Here is a 19,705-nt window from a genome sequence, read left to right on the forward strand (position 1 = left end):
CAGCCCGATCCGGAGCCGGCCAGCCCGGCCGGCCGGCCCCGACCCGCCTAGGAGAACAGGCGCTGGAGGCGCTGGACGCCCTCGAGGAGCTGGTCGTCGCCGAGGGCGTACGACAGGCGGAGGTAGCCGCTCGGGCCGAAGGCCTCGCCGGGCACCGTGGCCACGTCAGCGTGCTCGAGGATGAGGTCGGCGAGCTCGAGCGACGTCGTCGGGGTGCTGCCGGCCCACTCGCGGCCGAGGAGGCCCCGCACGTCGGGGTAGACGTAGAAGGCGCCCTGCGGCGTCGGGGTGACGATGCCGTCGACGGCGTTCAGCTCGCGGACGATCACGGCCCGGCGGGCGTCGAAGGCGAGGCGCATGGCCTCGACGTCGTCCTGCGGGCCCGTCAAGGCCGCGAGGGCAGCGCGCTGGGAGACGTTGGAGACGTTGGAGGTCAGGTGCGACTGGAGGTTCGACGCTCCGGCGATCACGTCGGCGGGCCCGACCATCCAGCCCACCCGCCAGCCGGTCATGGCGTAGGTCTTCGCGACGCCGTTGACGAGGATCGCCTGGTCGGCGACCTCGGGCACGGCGGCGGTGATCGAGACGGCCTCGACGCCGTCGTAGGTGAGGTCCTGGTAGATCTCGTCGCTGATGACCCAGACGCCGGCCTCGACGGCCCAGCGGCCGATGGCGGCCACCTCCTCGGGCGTGTACACCGACCCGGTGGGGTTGGAGGGGGAGCAGAACAGCAGGACCTTCGTCCGACTCGTCCGGGCGGCCTCGAGCTGGTCGACCGTGACCTTGTACTGCTGGTCGGCGCCCGCGAAGACCTCGACGGTGACGCCGCCCGCGAGCTTCACGGCCTCGGGGTACGTCGTCCAGTACGGCGAGGGGAGGAGGACCTCGTCGCCCTCGTCGAGGAGCGCGGCGAAGGCCTGGTAGACGGCCTGCTTGCCGCCGTTGGTGACGACGACCTGGCTCGCCGTGACGGCCGTGCCGCTGTCGCGGAGGGTCTTCTCGACGATCGCTTCGCGCAGCTCGGGGAGGCCCGCCCCGGCGGTGTAGCGGTGGTTGCGCGGGTCGCGGGCAGCCGCGACCGCCGCCTCGACGATGTGGTCGGGGGTCGGGAAGTTGGGCTCGCCCGGGCCGTAGCTGATGATCGGCCGACCCTCGGCCAGCAGGGCCTTGGCCTTGGCGTCGACCGCGAGGGTCGCGGACGGGGCGATGGAGGCGATGCGGGACGAGAGGCGGCGCGCTGGCGTGGTCACGGGGGCCAGCCTAGCTGCGGCGGCCCCGGAGGAGGCAGGGCCTCCGCCCGTCGGCTTTGCACCGGGGTCGGCGTTCGCCTACACTTGCCGAGGCGCCGACGAGCGCGGAGTTCCTGCGCGCCTCACGGTGTCGCCGGGCCCTGATCGTCAGCCCGAAGGGCGGTGGCTCAATTGGTAGAGCAGCGGTCTCCAAAACCGCAGGTTGCAGGTTCGAGTCCTGTCCGCCCTGCAGCCCGGCCGGGTCGTCGCGACCGACACTAGTCAGAGCGGCGGCCCGGGACACCGGACGACCGTCCGGTCCCCGGACGACTGTCCGTCCATCGGACACCAGGCCCCGCGGGCCGAGCTCGGAAGGTACCCAGACAGTGGCGAGAAAAGACCTCGACGTCCCCAGTGAGGACGTCGTCGAGAAGGCGAAGAACGACGTCGCCGTCCGGCGCAGCCCCTTCGCGCGCATCGCGCTGTTCATCCGTCAGGTGATCGGTGAGCTGAAGAAGGTCGTCACCCCGACCCGTAAAGAACTCCTGAGCTACACGGGCGTCGTGCTCGTCTTCGTCGTCATCATGATGGCCCTGGTCACCGGCCTGGACTCCCTCTTCGGCCTCGCCGTCGGGTACGTCTTCGGCAACGGCCCGACCGGCAGCTGACACGACACCGCGCGGTCCTCTCGACCGCGCCACGCGGCCGCCGCGGCGGTCGCCGGCCCGACACCCCACGAACGGAAGAAGAACCCTTGCCTGAGAACGAGCGCGACGACATCGACCTGGCCCCCGCCGCCGAGCAGTCCTCGGAGGTCGGCGAGACCCAGGAGGGCGACGTCCTCGACGTCGACACCGACGGCGACGCGGGCTCGGCGGAGGAGAGCGCTATCTCGATCGTCGACGAGGGCGACGAGGGCACCGACGACTCGGGCGACCTCGACGAGCTGCTCGACACCCTGGACGAGGCGTCCGACCCCGAGGCCGACGCCGTCGTCGACGACGCGCTCGACATCGACGACGCCGCCGAGGCGGAGGCCGCCGTCGAGGCGACCGACGACGAGGCCGACACCGAGGCGGAGGAGCTGGCCGCCGAGGGCGACGCCAGCGGGGCGAACGCCGTCATCGCCGAGGCCGAGCAGTCCGTCCAGGACGCCGACGCCGAGGCCGCCTTCGACGACGTGGCCGTCGACGTCGAGTCGGAGGACGTCGACGACGAGGCCGAGGTCGACCCGTACGAGGCGTTCCGCTACGACCTGCGCGGCAAGCCCGGCAAGTGGTACGTCATCCACAGCTACGCGGGCTTCGAGCGCCGCGTGAAGCAGAACATCGAGAACCGCATGGTCTCCATGACCATGGAGGACTACATCTACCAGGTCGAGGTCCCGATGGAGGACGTCGTCGAGATCAAGAACGGGCAGCGCAAGCTGGTCACCCGCGTGCGGATCCCCGGCTACGTGCTCGTCCGCATGGACCTCAACGAGGACTCCTGGTCGGTCGTCCGCCACACCCCCGGCGTCACCGGCTTCGTGGGCAACGCCCACAACCCGACGCCCCTCCGCTTCGAGGAGGCCTTCAACATGCTGAAGAGCCTCGTCCAGGTGCAGGAGGCGGCCCCGGCCACCAAGGGCGGCGCCAAGGGCGGCAAGCAGACCCAGCGCGTCATCCCCGCCGAGGTCGACTTCGAGATCGGCGAGACGATCACGATCAAGGAGGGCTCGTTCGCGGGCCTCCCCGGCACGATCAACGAGATCAAGCCCGAGAGCGGCAAGCTCACCGTGCTCGTCTCGCTCTTCGAGCGCGAGACCCCGGTCGAGCTCAGCTTCGACCAGGTCACCAAGCTCTAGCACCGCGTCGCCCGTCGGGGGTGTGATCCACGCCCTCGTCCAGTACGCTGTGTCGAGTGCCGGCCTCGTCCGCACCTCCCCCCAGTCTTGACACCTCACCGGAGTCCGTCCCCACGGGCCACCGGGAGAGCCAGCGGCAGCCGCCGTCGGCTCGAACCCCAGAAGAAGGAAAAGAACAATGGCACCGAAAAAGAAGGTCACGGGTCTGATCAAGCTTCAGATCAACGCCGGCGCCGCGAACCCCGCCCCGCCCATCGGCCCGGCCCTGGGTCAGCACGGCGTGAACATCATGGAGTTCTGCAAGGCCTACAACGCCGCGACCGAGTCGCAGCGCGGCAACGTCGTGCCGGTCGAGATCACGGTCTACGAAGACCGCTCGTTCACGTTCGTCCTGAAGACCCCGCCCGCCGCCGAGCTCATCAAGAAGGCCGCCGGCGTCGCCAAGGGCTCCTCGACCCCGCACACCGCCAAGGTCGGCACGCTGACCATGGAGCAGGTCCGCGAGATCGCCACGACGAAGCAGGCCGACCTCAACGCCAACGACATCGACGCCGCGGCGAAGATCATCGCCGGCACCGCCCGCTCCATGGGCATCACGGTCGACGCCTAAGCAGCACCCCTCCGTGCAGGCGACCCGCCTGCACGACCCAGACACCAGTGGGAGAGCCGGCCAGGCTCGCTACCACGTCCCCAGTACGAAGAGGTCCAACATGGCTCAGAAGTCCAAGGCGTACCGCGCCGCTGCCGAGAAGATCGAGGCAGGCAAGTTCTACAGCACCAGCGAGGCCGTCGCCGTCGCCCGCGAGACCGGCTCGAAGAAGTTCGACTCGACCGTCGAGGTCGCGCTCAAGCTCGGCGTCGACCCCCGCAAGGCGGACCAGATGGTGCGCGGCACCGTCATCCTCCCGCACGGCACGGGCAAGACCGCCCGCGTCATCGTCTTCGCGACGGGTGCCGCCGCTGAGGCCGCCATCGCGGCCGGTGCCGACGAGGTCGGCGGCGACGAGCTCATCGAGAAGGTCGCCGGCGGCTACACGTCGTTCGACTCGGCCGTCTCGACGCCCGAGCTCATGGGCAAGGTCGGTCGTCTCGGAAAGGTGCTCGGCCCCCGCGGCCTCATGCCCAACCCGAAGACGGGCACCGTGACCCCGAACGTCGCGCAGGCCGTCAACGACATCAAGGGCGGAAAGATCGAGTTCCGTGTCGACAAGCACAGCAACGTGCACTTCGTCATCGGCAAGGCCGGCTTCTCGGAAGAGCAGCTGAACACCAACCTCGACGCCGCCCTCGAAGAGGTCGTCCGTCTGAAGCCGTCCTCCTCCAAGGGCCGCTACATCACCAAGGGCACGCTGTCGACGACCTTCGGTCCCGGCATCCCCCTCGACATCAACGTCTTCTAGGTCTCACCGACCCAGAGCGCAGAGTCGCCCGAAGGCCGTCCCACTCTCGAGTGGGGCGGCCTTCGTCGTGCCTGTCGACGTGTGCCGGGGCGTCCCTGGTCAGGGCAGGAGGCGCGGGTGCGGCACCATGGGCAGATGACCGTCATCGTCCGCCCCGCCACGCCCGCCGACTCCGCCCTGCTCGCCGAGGTGGCGGCGGTGACCTTCCCCCTGGCCTGCCCGCCCGGTTCGTCGCTGACGGACATCGCGCGCGTCGTGACGACGACCCTGTCGGAGGACGCCTTCTCGCGGTACCTCGCGGACGACTCCCGGACGGTGCTGCTGGCCGTGGACCCGGCCACGGCGGGCGCCCTGGGCTACAGCATGCTCGTGGCGGGCGACCCCACCGACGCCGACGTCGCCGCGGCCGTGTCGTCCCGGCCGACGGTGGAGCTGAGCAAGTTCTACGTCATGCCCCAGGGGCACGGGACGGGCGCGGCGTCGACCCTGATGGCCGCGACCATCGACGCGGCCGGCGCGACGGGCGCCTCCTCGGTGTGGCTCGGCGTCAACCAGCAGAACGACCGTGCACTGCGCTTCTACGCCAAGCACGCCCTGGAGCGCGTCGGCACCCGCACCTTCGCCCTCGGCGACGACCCGCAGGCCGACTTCGTGCTCGAGCGTCGCCTCTAGGCCCCCGCACCGGCCCCCGCCCGACGCGACGTCACTCGTCGGCGACGCGGAGGACGAGCTTGCCGCGCGTGTGGCAGCGCTCCAGCCGGGTGTGGGCGTCGGCCGCCTCGTCGAGGTCGTAGACGTCGTCGACCCAGACGCGCAGGTCGCCCGAGTCGAGCAGCCGGGCGATGACCGAGAGGGTCGCGGCGTCGGGGCTCACGGCGAAGCCGGTGGTCCGGACGCCGGCGGCCTCGGCCGCGACGGAGGCCCCGGCGAAGGAGGCGGTGGGGGCGTGCACGACGACGCCGCCGGGCCGCAGCACGCGCAGGCTAGCCTCGGCCACCGCGACGTCGTCCACGAGGGTGACCACGACGTCGACGTCGCGCACCGTCCGCTCGAGGTCGACGGCGTCGTAGTCGACGACCTCGGCGGCCCCGAGCTCACGGAGCCAGCCCGCGTTCCGCTGTGACCCCGTCGCGACGACGTGCGCGCCGAAGTAGGCGGCGATCTGCACGGCGAAGTGCCCCACGCCCCCGGCCCCCGCGTGCACGAGGATGCGCTGGCCCTCGTGGGCCTTGGCGACGTCGACCACCATGCCCCAGGCGGTGAGGGCGGCCAGCGGCACGCCCGCGGCCTCGACGTGCGACAGGGCGGCGGGCTTCCGCGCGACGGACGACGACGGCACGCTGACGTACTCGGCGTAGCTGCCGCCCGCGCGGGGGAAGGGCGCCATGCCGTAGACGGCGTCGCCCACGTGGAGCGCGTGCGCCGCGTAGGGCACCTCCACGACGACGCCGCTGAAGTCGTGCCCGAGCACGGCCGGGAACACCGGGACGCCGGCGCTGTCGCCCAGGCCGGCCCGCGCCTCCGCGTCCACCCGGTTGACCCCGGCGGCGAGCACCCGCACCAGCACCTCCGAGCCGACCCGCGTCGGCACGGGCACCTCCGCCGCGACGAGCTGCTCGGGCCCGCCCGTCCGCTCGATGACCATGGCCCGCATCGTCGTGTGCGTCATCGCACCCTCCCTGTCGTCGCGGAGCGCTCGGTGACGAGCAGGCTCCCTGCATGACCCATCAGACAGGGCGGATGGGTCGGTCGTGTTTCGGCCGCGTCACGGGGGCGGAAAACCTCGCCGCGGTCGCGGGGGAGGGCAGCGGTCAGGGCGAGCGGGTCAGCGCGAGCGGGTCAGCGCAGCGGGTCGTAGGGCGGCGGCTCGTAGGCTCGCACGCCCGGGGCGAACGGGTCGACCGGAGCCTGGCGCGCCAGGGTGTCGAGCACGGTGTCGGCGAGGCCGACGAGGCGGTGGATCTCGTCGTCGTCGCGGTCGACCCACCGGCACATCGGCACGGCGTCGAGCGGCACGAAGTCGACGTGCTGCTCCCAGACGACGAGCGTGCGCTCGGCCCCGAGCACGTACTGCTGCCAGAACACCTGGCGGAGGTACGAGCGGGGGATGCTCGTCCACGCCTTCTTCGTCGTCTTGATCTCGCAGAGCTCCACCGCGCCGTCGGCCCGGACGGCCACGCCGTCGGGGGTGGCGAGGTGCCGCGGTCGGTCGGCGGCGTGGAAGAGCTTCGAGCTCGGCGCGATGCGGTGCTCCGCGAGCACCCAACGCGCGATCTCGGGCTCGCGGGCCCGGCCGTGGTCGGTGTAGGCGTTGCCGCCGAAGCCGTTGCCGTAGAGCTTGTCGAGCACCACGGCCTGGACGGCCCGTGGGCTCGAGAGCCGCGCGACGTCGGTCGCGGTGATGCCGCGGCTCCGGGCCCGGAGCCACGCGATCCGGTCGCTCGAGTCGGCGAGCACGCGCTGCTCGTGGGCGGGCCGTGTCGGAGGCGCAGGCGGGGTCGGTTCGTCGTCCCACAGGGAGAGCATGGGCTGGACGATCGACATGCCTCCATGCTCTCACCGGAGAGGCGGCGGGTGCGACACCGCGCCTCCTCGTGTCTCGACGTCGTGCGACGCCGGCGGGGTGATCGGCCTAGACGGCGGCGGCCAGCTCGTCGATGGCGGCGGGGGAGAGCGCGTGGTGGATGGCGAGCATGCTCGCCCCGATGATCGCGGCGCGGTCGCCGGCCCTCGACTGCACGATGCTGAGGTGCTCGGTGGCGAGGGGCATCGAGCGCGAGTAGACGACCTCACGGACCCCGGCGATGAGGTGCTCGCCGGCCTGGGCCATGGAGCCGCCGATGGCGATCACCGACGGGTTGATGAGGTTCACGCACGCCGTCAGCACCTCGCCGAGGTCGCGCCCGGCCTGGCGGACGGCCATGATCGCGTCGAGGTCGCCGGCGCGCACGAGGTCGATGACCTCCTTGCCGCCCGGCACGTCGCGGCCGGTGCGGCGCAGCGAGGCGGCGATGGCGGGGCCGGAGGCGACGGCCTCGAGGCAGCCGACGTTGCCGCAGTGGCAGGGGATGCCCGCGCCGCGGGGGATCTGCACGTGGCCGATGTCGCCGGCGATGCCCTGGGCGCCCCGCTGCAGGCGCCCGCTCGAGATGATGCCCGAGCCGATGCCCGTGGCGACCTTGACGAAGAGGAAGTGATCGGTGCCGGCGAAGGCGTGGCTCCGCTCGCCGAGGGCCATGATGTTGACGTCGTTGTCGACGAGCACGGGCACGTCGAGGTGACGCCGCACCCAGCCGGGCACGTCGAACCCGTCCCACCCGGGCATGATCGGCGGGTTGACGGGGCGGCCGGTGCTGAACTGCACGGGGCCGGGCAGGCCGATGCCGACGCCGATCAGGTCGGCGCGGCTGCGGCCGAGGTCGGCGAGGAGGGTGTCCGCCTCGGCGACCATCGTCGTGAGCACGGCCTCCGGCCCGTCGGCGATGGAGAGCTCGACGTGGCGGCTGAGCAGCACCTCGCCCATCAGGTCGGTGAGGGCGGTCGTGAGGTGGCCGGCGCCGAAGTCGGCGCCCAGCACGACGCGGGCCGACGGGATCATCGCGACGCGCGAGGGCGGGCGACCGCCGGTCGAGACGGCGTCGGCGAAGGGGCCGACGAGACCCAGGGCGCTCAGCGCGTCGAGGCGCAGACCGATCGTCGAGCGGGCGAGACCGGTCATCGCCGCGAGCTCGGCCCGGGTGCGCGGCCTGCCGTCGCGCAGCAGCTGGAAGAGCTCGCTGGCTCCCGTGCTGCCGAGGGCGGACGGCCGCGTCGTGTCGGACATGAAGGCAGTAAAGCACAGGCCCCGACGACCCTCGAGACAAGGGTGGCGATCATTCGTCGACTTTTGCTTGCGCTCCGACAGAAGTGGTCCTATCGTCGGTCTCGATCAGCGGTGATCGACCCCCGTCGGGGGGTGGACCACCCGCATCCACCTACTCGAAGAGGAGTCTCCCAGGTGACATCACCGATCTCGGTCCAGCTCTACACGGTGAGGGACGCCATCGCGGCCGACCTGCCCGGCACCCTCCGCCGCCTCGCCGACATCGGCTTCACGCAGGTCGAGCCCTGGGGCTTCGTCGAGCGCGTCGACGAGTACGCCGAGGCGCTGCCGGCGGCCGGGCTCACCGCGCCGAGCGCCCACGCCAAGCTCGTCGGCCAGGACCTCGAGCCCATCTTCGCGGCGGCCGTCCGCCTCGGCGTCTCCACGGTCATCGACCCCCACGTCGACGAGACCCGCTGGATCACCCGCGAGGACGTCGAGTCGGTCGCCGCCGACCTGGGGCGCATCGCCGAGCAGGCCGCCGAGCACGGGCTCACGGTCGGCTACCACAACCACGCGTTCGAGCTGGAGAACACGATCGACGGCACCCCCGCCCTCGAGGTCTTCGCCGCCGCCCTGCCCCCGACCGTCGTGCTCGAGATCGACACCTACTGGGTCGAGGTCGGCGGCGTCGGCGCGGCCGAGCTCCTCGCCCGCCTCGGCGACCAGGTCCAGTTCCTCCACGTGAAGGACGGCCCCCTGACGAAGGACGACTCCGAGCAGGTCGCGGTCGGCCGCGGCAGCATGCCCGTCCGCGACATCCTGCGCGCGGCGCCCCAGGCCCTCGCCGTCGTCGAGCTCGACGACCACGCGGGCGACGTCCTCACCGCCCTCGCCGACAGCTTCGAGTACCTCCAGGGAGTCCGCGCATGACCGACACCACCACGGCCGACCGGGCCACCGCCTCCTCGTCCGGAGCCCCGCGCACGGGGCCGGTCGGCATCGGCGTCGTCGGCGCCGGCGTGATCAGCGACCAGTACCTCGGCAACCTCACGCAGTTCCCCGACCTCCGGGTGCTGTTCATCGCCGACATCGACGAGGAGCGCGCCGCGGCCCAGGCCGAGAAGTGGGGCGTGCCCGGCAGCGGCTCGGTCGCCGAGCTGCTCGCCCACGACGACGTCGAGATCGTCGTCAACCTGACCATCCCGGCCGCCCACGTCGAGGTCGCCCTCGCCGCCGTCGCCGCCGGCAAGCACGTCTGGGGCGAGAAGCCCTACGCGCTCGACCGCGAGAGCGGGCAGCGCTTGCTCGCGGCCGCGCAGGAGGCGGGGGTCCGGGTCGCCGTCGCCCCCGACACCTTCCTCGGCGCCGGCCTGCAGACGGCGCTCCGCGTCGTGCGCCAGGGCGACATCGGCGCCCCGCTGACCGGCCTCGCGCTCTTCCAGGTGCCCGGCCCCGAGTCGTGGCACCCGAGCCCGGAGTTCCTGTTCGCGCACGGCGCCGGCCCGATGTTCGACGTCGGCCCGTACTACCTCACGACCCTCGTGCAGGTCTTCGGCCCCGTGGCGAAGGTCACCGCGACGTCGTCGAAGGCCCGCGAGACCCGCGTGATCGGCTCGGGCCCGAAGGCCGGCACGGAGTTCCCGGTGGAGGTGCCGACGCACGTCAGCGCCCTGCTCCAGTTCGAGAGCGGCGCCAGCGCGCAGGCCGTCTTCAGCTTCGACTCGAAGCTGGCCCGCGCCGGCTTCGTCGAGATCGCCGGCACGGAGGGCACCGCGGTGTTCCCCGACCCGAACATGTTCGACGGCGACACGCTGGTGCACACGGGCGGCGACGAGCCGACCGTCGTGCCGGCGTCGGGGTCGACCTTCACCCGGGGCACCGGCGTCGCCGAGCTCGCCCAGGCCATCCGCGGCGGCCGTCGCGAGCGGGTGCCCGGCGAGCTCGCCTTCCACGTGCTCGACGTGATGGTCTCGCTCGCCGAGTCGGCGGAGCGCGACGAGAGCGTCGTCGTGGCGTCGTCGCTCGAGCCGACGCCCGAGCTGCCCGAGGACTGGGACCCGTCGGTCGCCACCCTCAGCTAGTCGTCGACGGGCCGGCGTCGACGACGAGGCCGGCCCGCCGCGGGGGCACCCGCCCCCACCCCTCACCAGCCCACCACCGAGACAGCACCACCGCAGCACAGCACCACCGCAGCACCCCGAACACCGCACTTCCCCCACTCGATGAAGAGACCTCTCGAAGATGAGACACCAGGAGAAGACATGAACACGAAGAAGTTCCGCTGGGTCGCCGCCCTCGCCGTCGGCGTCGTGGCAGCCGGATCGATGACCGCCTGCTCCGCCGACGGCGGCAGCGACGGCGGTGACAAGACCATCACCTACTGGGCCAGCAACCAGGCACCGACCGTCGAGCGCGACGCCGAGGTGCTGCAGGAGTCGATCGACCGGTACACCGAGGAGACCGGGGTGAAGGTCGACCTCGAGGTCATCCCGTGGTCCGACCTCTACAACCGCATCCTCACCGCCGTCTCGAGCGGGGAGGGCCCCGACGTGCTCAACATCGGCAACACCTGGGCGGTGTCGCTGCAGTCCAGCGGCGCGTTCGTGCCGTGGGAGGGCGACGCCCTCGAGGCCATCGGCGGCCAGGACCGCTTCGTGCAGTCCAGCTTCGCGACCGGCGGTGCCGAGGGCCAGGCCCCGACCTCCGTGCCGCTCTACGGCCTCGCGTACTCGCTCTACTACAACACGGCCATGTTCGAGGCCGCCGGCATCACCGAGCCGCCCGCCACCTGGGAGGAGTTCGTCGAGGACGCCAAGAAGCTGACCATCGACACCGACGGCGACGGGCAGATCGACCAGTGGGGCGTCACGATGGCGGGCTCGAGCATCTCGAACAACGCTCACCAGGCGTTCGTCCGCGGCCTGCAGAACGGCGGCGAGCTGTACAACGAGGACGGCGAGCCCGACTTCGGCAACGACGGCGTCGTCGCCGGCGTCAAGGAGTGGGTGGACCTGATGGCCGTCGACAAGGTGGTCTCGCCCTCCGACGCGGAGAGCGTCAACGGCTCCGACATGGCGGCGACCTTCGCCGACGGCCAGGCCGCGATGTTCTTCGACCAGGCCCCGACCGACAACCTGAAGAGCCGTGACTTCACCGACTACGCGGCCGCTCCGGTGCCGATGGAGTCCGCCGACGCCACCGGCCTCGAGGGCACGCAGAGCCACGTCGCCGGCATCAACATCAGCGTCTTCGAGAACAGCGACGACAAGGACGCCGCGATCGACTTCGTGAAGCACCTGACGAGCGACGACGAGCAGAAGTACCTCAACGAGTCGTTCGGCGCGCTGCCCGTCGTCACGGCGGCGTACGACGACCCGGCGTTCCAGTCGGAGGCCATCAAGCTGAAGCAGGTCACGCTCGCCGACCACGCCCAGCCGATGCCCCTCTACCCCTCTGAAGGACAGATGGAGACCCTCGTCGGCACGGCAATCAAGGACCTCCTCGCGTCTGCAGCCCAGGGCGAGTCGGTCAGCGAGGACGACGTCAAGTCGGCCCTCGAGGACGCGGCCAGCCAGATGAGCTCGGGTCAGTAGCCCGTCCCACCGCCGCGCGCCGGGGCGGCCGGTCACCACGACCGGCCGCCCCGGCACCCGCACCCGAGAGGACCCTCATGACCGTCAACCTGCTGCCGCCCGCCCCCGCCGAGGAGGCGACCCCGCCCGACCGCCACCAGGCGGCGCCCCTCCAGCCCGCCCAGAAGCGCAAGGCGCACCGCTCGCCGCTCGCCTACTTCCTGGTCGCGCCCGCCGCCCTCGCCGAGCTGCTCGTCCACATCATCCCGATGGTGCTGGGCGTCTGGATCGCGTTCATCACGCTCAACCAGCTCAGCATCGCCAACTGGGTCAACGCGCCCTTCGTCGGCCTCCGCAACTTCGTCACGGCCCTCGACCCGAGCTCGCCGATCGCCGGCCAGCTCTACGGGGCCCTCGGCCGCACCCTGCTCTTCACCGTCATCGTCGTGGCCATCGCCTGGAGCATGGGCATGCTGGGAGCAGTGCTGCTCACCAGCTCGTTCAAGGGCCGCGGGATCCTCCGCACGCTCTTCCTCGTGCCCTACGCCCTGCCGTCCTACGTCGGGACGATCGCCTGGGCCTTCATGTTCAACCAGCGCGACGGGGCCATCAACCGGTTCCTGGTCGACGACCTGGGCATCCTCCAGGACCGCCCGTTCTGGCTGCTCGGCGGCAACTCGTTCTGGGCGATCGTGATCGTCACGGCCTGGCAGTTCTGGCCGTTCGCCTTCCTCATGCTCCTCGCCGCGCTGCAGAACATCCCGGGTGACGTCTACGAGGCCGCGAGCCTCGACGGCGCGAGCCTCTGGAAGCAGTTCACGCAGATCACGCTGCCCATGGTGAAGCCGGCCAACGCCGTGCTGCTGCTCATCATGAGCCTCTGGATCTTCAACCAGTTCAACGTGCCCTACGTGCTGTTCGGCCCGGCCTCGCCCGAGCAGGCGACGCTCATCTCGCCGCTGATCTACCAGCAGAGCTTCAACAACTGGAACTTCGGCCTCGGCGGCGCCATGAGCGTGATGCTCCTGATCGTGCTGCTGATCGCGTCGGCGTTCTACATCCGCATGGTTCTCCCGAAGGGACAGCACGATGATTGAGACCCGTGGCTTCAAGATCTTCCGGTTCTTCGGGCTGGCCTTCCTGTCGCTCGTCGTGGTCGTGCCGCTGTACGTGGTGCTGACGACGTCGATCAAGCCGCTCGCCGACGTCCAGGGGCTCTTCACCTGGATCCCGACGCGGGTCACGCTCGAGCCGTACATGCAGATCTGGCAGACCGTGCCGCTGGCGTCTTACTTCAAGAACAGCCTCATCGTCACGGTCTCGGCGACGGTGCTCTCGGTGGCCATGGCGGTGCTGGCGGCCTACTCGCTGGCCCGCCTGCGCTTCCGCGGGCAGCGGAGCTTCAGCCTCGTGGTGCTGTCGACCCAGATGTTCCCCGGCATCCTGTTCCTGCTGCCGCTCTTCCTCATCTTCGTGCAGATCCAGCGCACGGTCGGGGTGCAGCTCACGGGCAGCTACCTCGGGCTGATCATCACCTACATGACGTTCAGCCTGCCGTTCTCGATCTGGATGCTGACGGGCTACTTCGCCTCGATCCCGAAGGAGCTCGAGGAGGCGTCGATGATCGACGGGACGGGTCGCCTCGGCGCGCTCTTCCGGGTCATCATCCCCGTCGCGAAGCCCGGCATCATCGCGGTCGCCGTCTACGCCTTCATCACGGCGTGGGGCGAGGTGCTCTTCGCCTCGGTCCTGACCAGCAAGGACACGCGGACCCTGTCGATCGGCCTCCGCGCGTACGCGTCGCAGCAGGACGTCTACTGGAACCAGCTGATGGCGGCGTCGGTGGTCGTCTCACTGCCCGTGCTGATCGGCTTCATGCTCGTGCAGAAGCACCTGATCACGGGGCTCTCCTCGGGCGCGGTCAAGTGACCCGGCCGGGAGGCGCCGCCCCGGTCGTCACGGCCGGGGCGGCCCGCCCCGCCGCCGCCGTGGGGGCCGGAGGCACCTCCCGGCCCGGGCGCGTCCGCGTCGGCATCGTGGGCGGCGGCTTCATGGCCCGCGTCCACGCCGCCGCCGCCCGCACCGCCGGTGCCGAGGTCGTGGCCCTCGCGTCGTCGACCCCGGAGAGCGCCGCCCGTGCGGCGGCCTCGCTCCGCGTCGCGCGGGCGCACGCGTCGGTCGCCGACCTCGTCGACGACCCCGCCGTCGACGTCGTGCACGTCTGCTCGCCGAACGCCAGCCACGCCCCGGTCGCGCTCGCCGCGCTCCGGGCCGGCAAGCACGTCGTCTGCGAGAAGCCCCTGGCGACGACGAGCCAGGAGGGGGAGGCGCTGGTTGCCGCCGCCTCCGCCGCGGGCCGCGTCGCCGCGGTGCCCTTCGTCTACCGCTACCACCCGATGGTCCGGGAGGCGCGGGCCCGGATCGCGCGCGGCGACACCGGCCGGGTGCTGAGCGTCCGGGGGAGCTACCTGCAGGACTGGCTGCTCGAGAGCGACGACGTCGACTGGCGCGTCGACTCGGCCGCCGGGGGCCCGTCTCGGGCCTTCGCCGACATCGGCAGCCACCTCGTCGACCTCCTCGAGTTCGTGCTCGGCGACGCCGGCCGCCTCGTGCGCCTGTCGTCGACGACCACGACCGTGCACCGCGAACGCGGCGGCCGGCCCGTCGACACCGAGGACGAGGCCGCCGTCGTCTTCGAGACCGCGGGGGGAGCCATCGGCACCCTCTTCGTGTCGCAGGTCGCGCCGGGGCGCAAGAACCGCCTCCTCATCGACGTCGCGGGCACGGTCGAGAGCCTCGAGTTCTCGCAGGAGGAGCCCGAGACCCTGTGGGTCGGCCGTCGCCGCGGCACCGAGGTGCTGGCCCGCGACGCAGCGGCCCTGTCGCCCGACGCCGCGCGCCTGTCGATCGTGCCCGCGGGCCACCCGCTCGGCTACGTGGACGCCTTCGCGGCGTTCGTCGCCGACGTCTACGACGCGGTCGACGGCGGCACGCCCGAGGGGCTGCCGACCTTCGACGACGGCCTCCGGGCCATCCGCGTCACCGAGGGCGTCCTGGCCGCCGCGGCCGGGCGCCGGTGGGTCGACGTGCCCTGACGCGACCGCGCCCCCTGCCATGCTGGCGGGGACGCCCGCTCGGCACCCGCGCCTCCGCCCGCCCTGCCGGCCCGCACCAGCGCCGCCGCCGCACCACCCGCCCCGCCCGGAGAGGACCCCATGAGCGAGAGCTCCCGCCCCGTCACCCTGTTCACCGGCCAGTGGGCCGACCTGCCCCTCGAGGAGGTCGCGGCGCTCGCCGCGGGCTGGGGCTACGACGGCCTCGAGATCGCGGCCTCGGGCGACCACCTCGACCTCGAGCGGGCCGACCAGGACGACGCGTACCTCCGCTCGCGCCTCGACGTGCTCGACCGCCACGGCCTGCGCGTCTGGGCGATCTCGAACCACCTCACGGGCCAGGCGGTCTGCGACGACCCGATCGACTTCCGCCACCAGGCGATCCTGCGGCCGTCGACCTGGGGCGACGGCGACCCGGAGGGCGTGCGGCAGCGCGCCGCGGAGGACATGAAGCGGGCGGCCCGCGTCGCCCGCAAGATGGGCGTCGACACCGTCGTCGGCTTCACCGGGTCGGCGATCTGGCCGTACGTCGCGATGTTCCCGCCCGTGCCCGCCAGCGTCATCGACGCCGGCTACGAGGACTTCGCCACGCGCTGGAACCCCATCCTCGACGTGTTCGACGCCGAGGGGGTGCGGTTCGCGCACGAGGTGCACCCGAGCGAGATCGCCTACGACCACTGGACGAGCGTGCGCACGCTCGAGGCCATCGAGCACCGCGAGGCGTTCGGCTTCAACTGGGACCCGTCGCACATGCTCTGGCAGGGCGTCGACGTCGTCGGCTTCATCACCGACTTCGCGTCGCGGATCTACCACGTCGACTGCAAGGACACGCGCGTGCGCCCCACGTCGGGCCGCTCGGGCGTGCTCGGCTCCCACCTGCCGTGGGGCGACCCGCGCCGCGGCTGGGACTTCGTGTCGACCGGGCACGGCGACGTGCCCTGGGAGGACGCCTTCCGCGCCCTCGACGCAGTCGGCTACGACGGCCCCATCTCGATCGAGTGGGAGGACGCCGGCATGGACCGCCTGCACGGCGCCCCGGAGGCCCTGGCCCACGTGCGCTCGCTGCTCTGGCCCCGGCCCGCCGCCTCCTTCGACGCCGCGTTCTCGAACCAGTAGCAGGGAGACCGACCCGTGCCCCGACTCCTCCTCCCCGGCCAGACCAGCCGCCTCCTCGTCGTCGACGCCGTCACCGGTGAAGCCGAGGTCGCCTTCCGCAGCGGGCGCGTGCTCGTCGAGGCCCCGAACTGGAGCCCCGACGGCCGCTGGCTCGTCGTCAACGGCGACGGCCTGCTCTGGCGCCTGCCGGCCGACGCCCGCGACGCCGACGAGACCGACCTCGTGCCCGTGCCGCTCGGCGACGTGCCCGAGATCAACAACGACCACGTGATCGCGCCCGACCAGCGGACCGTCGTGGTGAGCGCCCGCGACGGGCACCTGTACGAGGTGCCGTGGGACGGGGTGCAGCCGGGCGGGAGCGCCCGTCGGGTGACGCGCGACCACCCTCCGCGCCGGAACCACAAGAACTACCTGCACGGCGTCTCGCCCGACGGCACGCAGCTCAGCGTGGTCGTCGGCGCCCTGCCGGCGCCCGTCGACGACCCGGACGGCGAGGAGGCGCGGGCCGGCTGGCGGACGGACGTCGCCCTGGTATCCGTGGCCGACGGCACCGCGACCGCCGTCACCGCCGACGAGCACCCCGACGACGGCCCCGAGTTCTCGCCCGACGGTCGGTGGCTGTGGTGGAACTCGGAGCGCGCCTCCGGCGGCGTCGCCGGGCACGCCCAGCTCTTCCGGGCCGCGCCCGACGGCGGCGACCTCGTGCAGGTGACCGACGACGAGCGGGTGAACTGGTTCCCCCACCCCTCGCCGGACGGCCGCACGCTGCTCTGGCTGGCGTACGAGCCGGGCACCACCGGGCACCCGGCGGACCGCGACGTGGAGCTGCGGACGATGCCGCTCGGCGACGACGGGCTGCCGGTGCCGGGCGCCGAGCCGCTCACCCTGCGGGCGCTGCAGGGCGGCCAGGGCACGGTCAACGTGCCGTGCTGGGCGCCCGACTCGCGGCGCTTCGCCTGCGCGGACTACCCGCGGGGCTGAGCAGGGGGCGACGACCGCGGGCAGCACGTCGGTGCGACCCGGACGCGACCCTGGTGCGACCCCGTGCGTCGCCGATGAGGCCCCGGTGAGCAGTGCACGGCTCACGCATGGCGCCACCACAGGCACCTCATAGGAATCCCTCGATACTGGGGAAGGTGACCACTTCGACCCCCGCCACCGCAGCCGCCCCGAGACTCACCCGGGCCGACGGATCGCCCCTCCGCGTCCTCGTCGTCGACGACGAGGCCAGCCTCACCGACCTGCTCTCGATGGCGCTCCGCTACGAGGGGTACGACGTGAAGGCGGCCGCAGACGGCCAGGGCGCGCTCGCCCTCGCCCGCGAGTTCCAGCCCGACGCCATCGTGCTCGACTGGATGCTGCCCGACATCGACGGCATCCAGGTGCTCGGCCGGCTCCGTCAGGGCGGCGACGACACCCCCATCCTCTTCCTCACGGCGAAGGACAGCGTCGAGGACCGCGTCTCCGGCCTCACCGCGGGCGGCGACGACTACGTGACGAAGCCCTTCTCCCTCGAGGAGGTCGTGGCCCGGCTGCGCGGCCTGATCCGCCGCTCCGCCTCCGCGATCAGCGAGCACGGCGACTCGCGGATCGTCGTGGGCGACCTCGTCCTCGACGAGGAGAGCTACGAGGTGTCGCGCGCTGGCCGCGAGGTCGAGCTGACCGCCACCGAGTTCGAGCTGCTGCGCTTCCTGATGCGCAACCCGCGTCGCGTGCTGAGCAAGGCGCAGATCCTCGACCGGGTCTGGAGCTACGACTTCGGCGGCAAGTCGAGCGTCGTCGAGATCTACATCTCGTACCTGCGCAAGAAGATCGACGCGGGCGAGGAGCCCATGATCCACACCGTGCGCGGCGTCGGCTACGTCATCAAGCCCACGTCGTGAGCGACGCGCTGCCCGCCCGGGTCGGCGGGCGGCTACGGGGGGCCCTCGGCCGGGTCCCCGCCCCCGGGGCCCCGCTGACGCTCCGCAACCGGCTGATCCTGAGCATCGTCGCGCTCGTCGTGCTGCTCACGGTCGTGATCGGCGCGGTGAGCGTGGTGGCGCTGCGCGGGTCGCTGATGAACCAGCTCGACGCCGACCTGTCCCAGGCCGTGCAGCGCGCGGTCGCCGGGTCGGGCCCGGGCACGGGCGGCCGGCCGACGGTCTCGCCCGACTACGAGGACCTCAGCGGGCCCCGTCAGGCTCCCGGCACCTTCACCGCCCTCCTCCAGGGCGACAGCGTCGTGCAGGTGCACATCGACGACGACGGCCAGGTCACGACGCAGACGAGCACCTCCGACGACACGGCGGTGCAGCGGGTGGCGCAGTCGGCCGTGCCGGTCACCGCCGACCTCGGCGGCGACCTCGGCAGCTACCGCCTGCAGGCCGTGCCCGTGCAGATCCGGACGAGCTCCGCCTCCGTCAGCACGGTCGTCGCGGCGACGCTGGTGGTGGGCCTGCCGACCGACACCGTGTCGCGCACGGTCACCAGCCTCGTCACGATCATCGCCCTGGTCACGCTCGTCGGGCTCGCCCTCGCGGTCGTCATCGCCTACGGCGTCGTCCGGTACGCCCTCCGCCCGCTCGAGCGGATGACCGACACGGCCCTCCGCGTCGCGGAGCTGCCGCTCGACCGCGGCGAGGTCGCCCTCGCCGAGCGCGTCGCCGAGCCCGACGCCGACGTCCGCACCGAGGTCGGCCGTGTCGGCGCGGCCTTCAACCGCATGCTCGGCCACGTGGCCGGAGCGCTGGAGTCGCGTCAGCAGAGCGAGAACAAGGTGCGGCAGTTCGTCGCCGACGCCTCGCACGAGCTCCGCACCCCGCTCGCGTCGGTGCGCGGCTACGCCGAGCTCACCCGGCGCATGGGCACCGACCTGCCGCCGGACGTCGTCTACGCGATGGGCCGGATCGAGTCGGAGGCCGTCCGCATGACCTCGCTCGTCGAGGACCTCCTCCTGCTGGCACGCCTCGACGAGGGCCGCGACCTGGTGGTCGGCGACGTCGACCTGACCCGCGTCGTGCTCGACGCCGTCAACGACGCCCACGTCGCCAGCGACTCGCACCCCGTCGACCTCGACCTGCCCGACCGGCCGGTCGTCGTGCCGGGCGACGCCATGCGCCTCCACCAGATCGTCGCCAACCTGCTGACCAACGCCCGCACCCACACCCCCGACGGCACGAGGGTGCACGTCGCGCTCGGCGTCGACCCGTCGGGCCGTCAGGCGCTCGTCACGGTGGCCGACGAAGGCCCCGGCATCGAGCCGAGCGTGCTGCCGGTGCTCTTCGAGCGGTTCGCGCGCGCCGACAGCTCGCGGTCGCGCACGGCCGGGTCGACCGGCCTCGGCCTCGCCATCGTCGAGGCGGTCGTGCACGCCCACGGCGGGCACGTCTCGGTCGAGAGCAGCCCCGCGGGCGCCGTCTTCACGGTGCGCCTGCCGCTCGAGGGGCCGACGGAGCCCGGCGCGGCGGCGACGACGTCGCGGGCGGCGGGGCCGGCGAGCGGCGCCGGGCCGGCGCAGGGCCCCGGGCAGGGCGAGGAGGCCCGACTTGCGCGAGCGTGAGTCGTACGTCTACTCTGTACCCAGCCCAAGACCGCCGGTTGTCATCGCCTGCGCTCAGCTTCGCTGAGGCAGACGGAGACCGA

At 72.3% G+C, this 19,705-nt stretch carries 19 protein-coding genes and 1 tRNA gene; 16 read left to right on the top strand and 4 right to left on the bottom strand.

From position 1 onward, the window contains the following. Positions 1–47: 47 nt before the first annotated feature. Positions 48–1,250 carry an aminotransferase class I/II-fold pyridoxal phosphate-dependent enzyme gene (locus FHR77_RS02270; protein ID WP_167258490.1) on the bottom strand — a complete coding sequence of 401 codons (1,203 nt, stop codon included), beginning with the start codon at positions 1,248–1,250 and terminating at the stop codon, positions 48–50. 156 nt (positions 1,251–1,406) lie between these two features. Here FHR77_RS02270 and FHR77_RS02275 point away from each other — a divergent pair. The 6 genes from FHR77_RS02275 (at position 1,407) to FHR77_RS02300 (ending at position 5,147) form a co-directional block, all read left to right on the top strand. Then, positions 1,407–1,479, top strand: a tRNA-Trp gene (locus FHR77_RS02275). 136 nt (positions 1,480–1,615) lie between these two features. Beyond that, entirely contained in the window at positions 1,616–1,897 is a 282-nt protein-coding gene (secE, locus tag FHR77_RS02280) for a preprotein translocase subunit SecE (RefSeq protein ID WP_167258492.1), read from the top strand. Positions 1,898–1,983: 86 nt separating this feature from the next. Further along, a complete protein-coding gene (nusG, locus tag FHR77_RS02285) occupies positions 1,984–3,075 on the top strand; it encodes a transcription termination/antitermination protein NusG (protein WP_167258494.1) in 1,092 nt (363 codons plus the stop codon). 178 nt (positions 3,076–3,253) lie between these two features. Beyond that, a complete protein-coding gene (rplK, locus tag FHR77_RS02290) occupies positions 3,254–3,685 on the top strand; it encodes a 50S ribosomal protein L11 (protein ID WP_056053026.1) in 432 nt (143 codons plus the stop codon). A gap of 100 nt (positions 3,686–3,785) precedes the next feature. After that, positions 3,786–4,475: a 50S ribosomal protein L1 gene (gene rplA / locus FHR77_RS02295; protein WP_043592944.1), complete on the top strand. Its 690-nt coding sequence runs from the start codon at positions 3,786–3,788 to the stop codon at positions 4,473–4,475. Between the two features lie 135 nt (positions 4,476–4,610). Next, positions 4,611–5,147: a GNAT family N-acetyltransferase gene (locus FHR77_RS02300; RefSeq protein ID WP_167258496.1), complete on the top strand. Its 537-nt coding sequence runs from the start codon at positions 4,611–4,613 to the stop codon at positions 5,145–5,147. A 31-nt stretch (positions 5,148–5,178) separates the two neighbouring features. Here the strand turns inward: FHR77_RS02300 and FHR77_RS02305 are convergent, their stop codons facing one another. From FHR77_RS02305 to FHR77_RS02315, 3 genes are all read right to left on the bottom strand, one after another. After that, positions 5,179–6,144, bottom strand: a complete 966-nt coding sequence (locus tag FHR77_RS02305; RefSeq protein ID WP_424955523.1) for an NADP-dependent oxidoreductase — start codon at positions 6,142–6,144, stop codon at positions 5,179–5,181. A 170-nt stretch (positions 6,145–6,314) separates the two neighbouring features. Then, complete coding sequence (locus FHR77_RS02310; RefSeq protein ID WP_243861360.1) at positions 6,315–7,019, bottom strand: YqaJ viral recombinase family protein; 705 nt, start codon at positions 7,017–7,019, stop codon at positions 6,315–6,317. Between the two features lie 88 nt (positions 7,020–7,107). Next, positions 7,108–8,298 (bottom strand): ROK family transcriptional regulator, encoded by a 1,191-nt coding sequence (locus tag FHR77_RS02315; RefSeq protein ID WP_167258498.1) that lies wholly within the window; start codon positions 8,296–8,298, stop codon positions 7,108–7,110. A gap of 174 nt (positions 8,299–8,472) precedes the next feature. On the opposite strand from FHR77_RS02315, the gene FHR77_RS02320 reads away from it, so the two are divergent. The 10 genes from FHR77_RS02320 (at position 8,473) to FHR77_RS02365 (ending at position 19,622) form a co-directional block, all read left to right on the top strand. After that, complete coding sequence (locus FHR77_RS02320) at positions 8,473–9,210, top strand: TIM barrel protein (RefSeq protein WP_167258500.1); 738 nt, start codon at positions 8,473–8,475, stop codon at positions 9,208–9,210. Further along, positions 9,207–10,361, top strand: coding sequence for a Gfo/Idh/MocA family protein (locus FHR77_RS02325; RefSeq protein WP_167258502.1), 1,155 nt, complete (start codon positions 9,207–9,209; stop codon positions 10,359–10,361). Before FHR77_RS02320 ends, FHR77_RS02325 begins: the two co-directional genes overlap by 4 nt. A gap of 180 nt (positions 10,362–10,541) precedes the next feature. After that, positions 10,542–11,873, top strand: a complete 1,332-nt coding sequence (locus FHR77_RS02330; protein ID WP_167258504.1) for an extracellular solute-binding protein — start codon at positions 10,542–10,544, stop codon at positions 11,871–11,873. 77 nt (positions 11,874–11,950) lie between these two features. Then, positions 11,951–12,949, top strand: coding sequence for a carbohydrate ABC transporter permease (locus FHR77_RS02335; RefSeq protein ID WP_082514255.1), 999 nt, complete (start codon positions 11,951–11,953; stop codon positions 12,947–12,949). Beyond that, complete coding sequence (locus tag FHR77_RS02340) at positions 12,942–13,781, top strand: carbohydrate ABC transporter permease (protein WP_167258506.1); 840 nt, start codon at positions 12,942–12,944, stop codon at positions 13,779–13,781. Before FHR77_RS02335 ends, FHR77_RS02340 begins: the two co-directional genes overlap by 8 nt. 59 nt (positions 13,782–13,840) lie before the next feature. After that, positions 13,841–14,947 (top strand): Gfo/Idh/MocA family protein, encoded by a 1,107-nt coding sequence (locus tag FHR77_RS02345; RefSeq protein WP_424955664.1) that lies wholly within the window; start codon positions 13,841–13,843, stop codon positions 14,945–14,947. A 120-nt stretch (positions 14,948–15,067) separates the two neighbouring features. Beyond that, positions 15,068–16,081 carry a sugar phosphate isomerase/epimerase family protein gene (locus FHR77_RS02350; protein WP_167258508.1) on the top strand — a complete coding sequence of 338 codons (1,014 nt, stop codon included), beginning with the start codon at positions 15,068–15,070 and terminating at the stop codon, positions 16,079–16,081. Positions 16,082–16,096: 15 nt separating this feature from the next. Then, on the top strand, positions 16,097–17,062 hold the full coding sequence (locus tag FHR77_RS02355) for a TolB family protein (protein WP_167258510.1): 966 nt from the start codon (positions 16,097–16,099) through the stop codon (positions 17,060–17,062). Between the two features lie 143 nt (positions 17,063–17,205). Then, positions 17,206–17,964: a response regulator transcription factor gene (locus FHR77_RS02360; RefSeq protein ID WP_235491201.1), complete on the top strand. Its 759-nt coding sequence runs from the start codon at positions 17,206–17,208 to the stop codon at positions 17,962–17,964. Continuing rightward, complete coding sequence (locus tag FHR77_RS02365; RefSeq protein WP_167258514.1) at positions 17,961–19,622, top strand: ATP-binding protein; 1,662 nt, start codon at positions 17,961–17,963, stop codon at positions 19,620–19,622. The genes FHR77_RS02360 and FHR77_RS02365 overlap by 4 nt, the downstream gene beginning before the upstream one ends. The last annotated feature ends 83 nt before the right edge of the window (positions 19,623–19,705 follow it).

The organism is Frigoribacterium endophyticum (genome assembly GCF_011759585.1).
In the GTDB taxonomy this organism is placed as follows: Bacteria; Actinomycetota; Actinomycetes; order Actinomycetales; family Microbacteriaceae; genus Frigoribacterium; species Frigoribacterium endophyticum.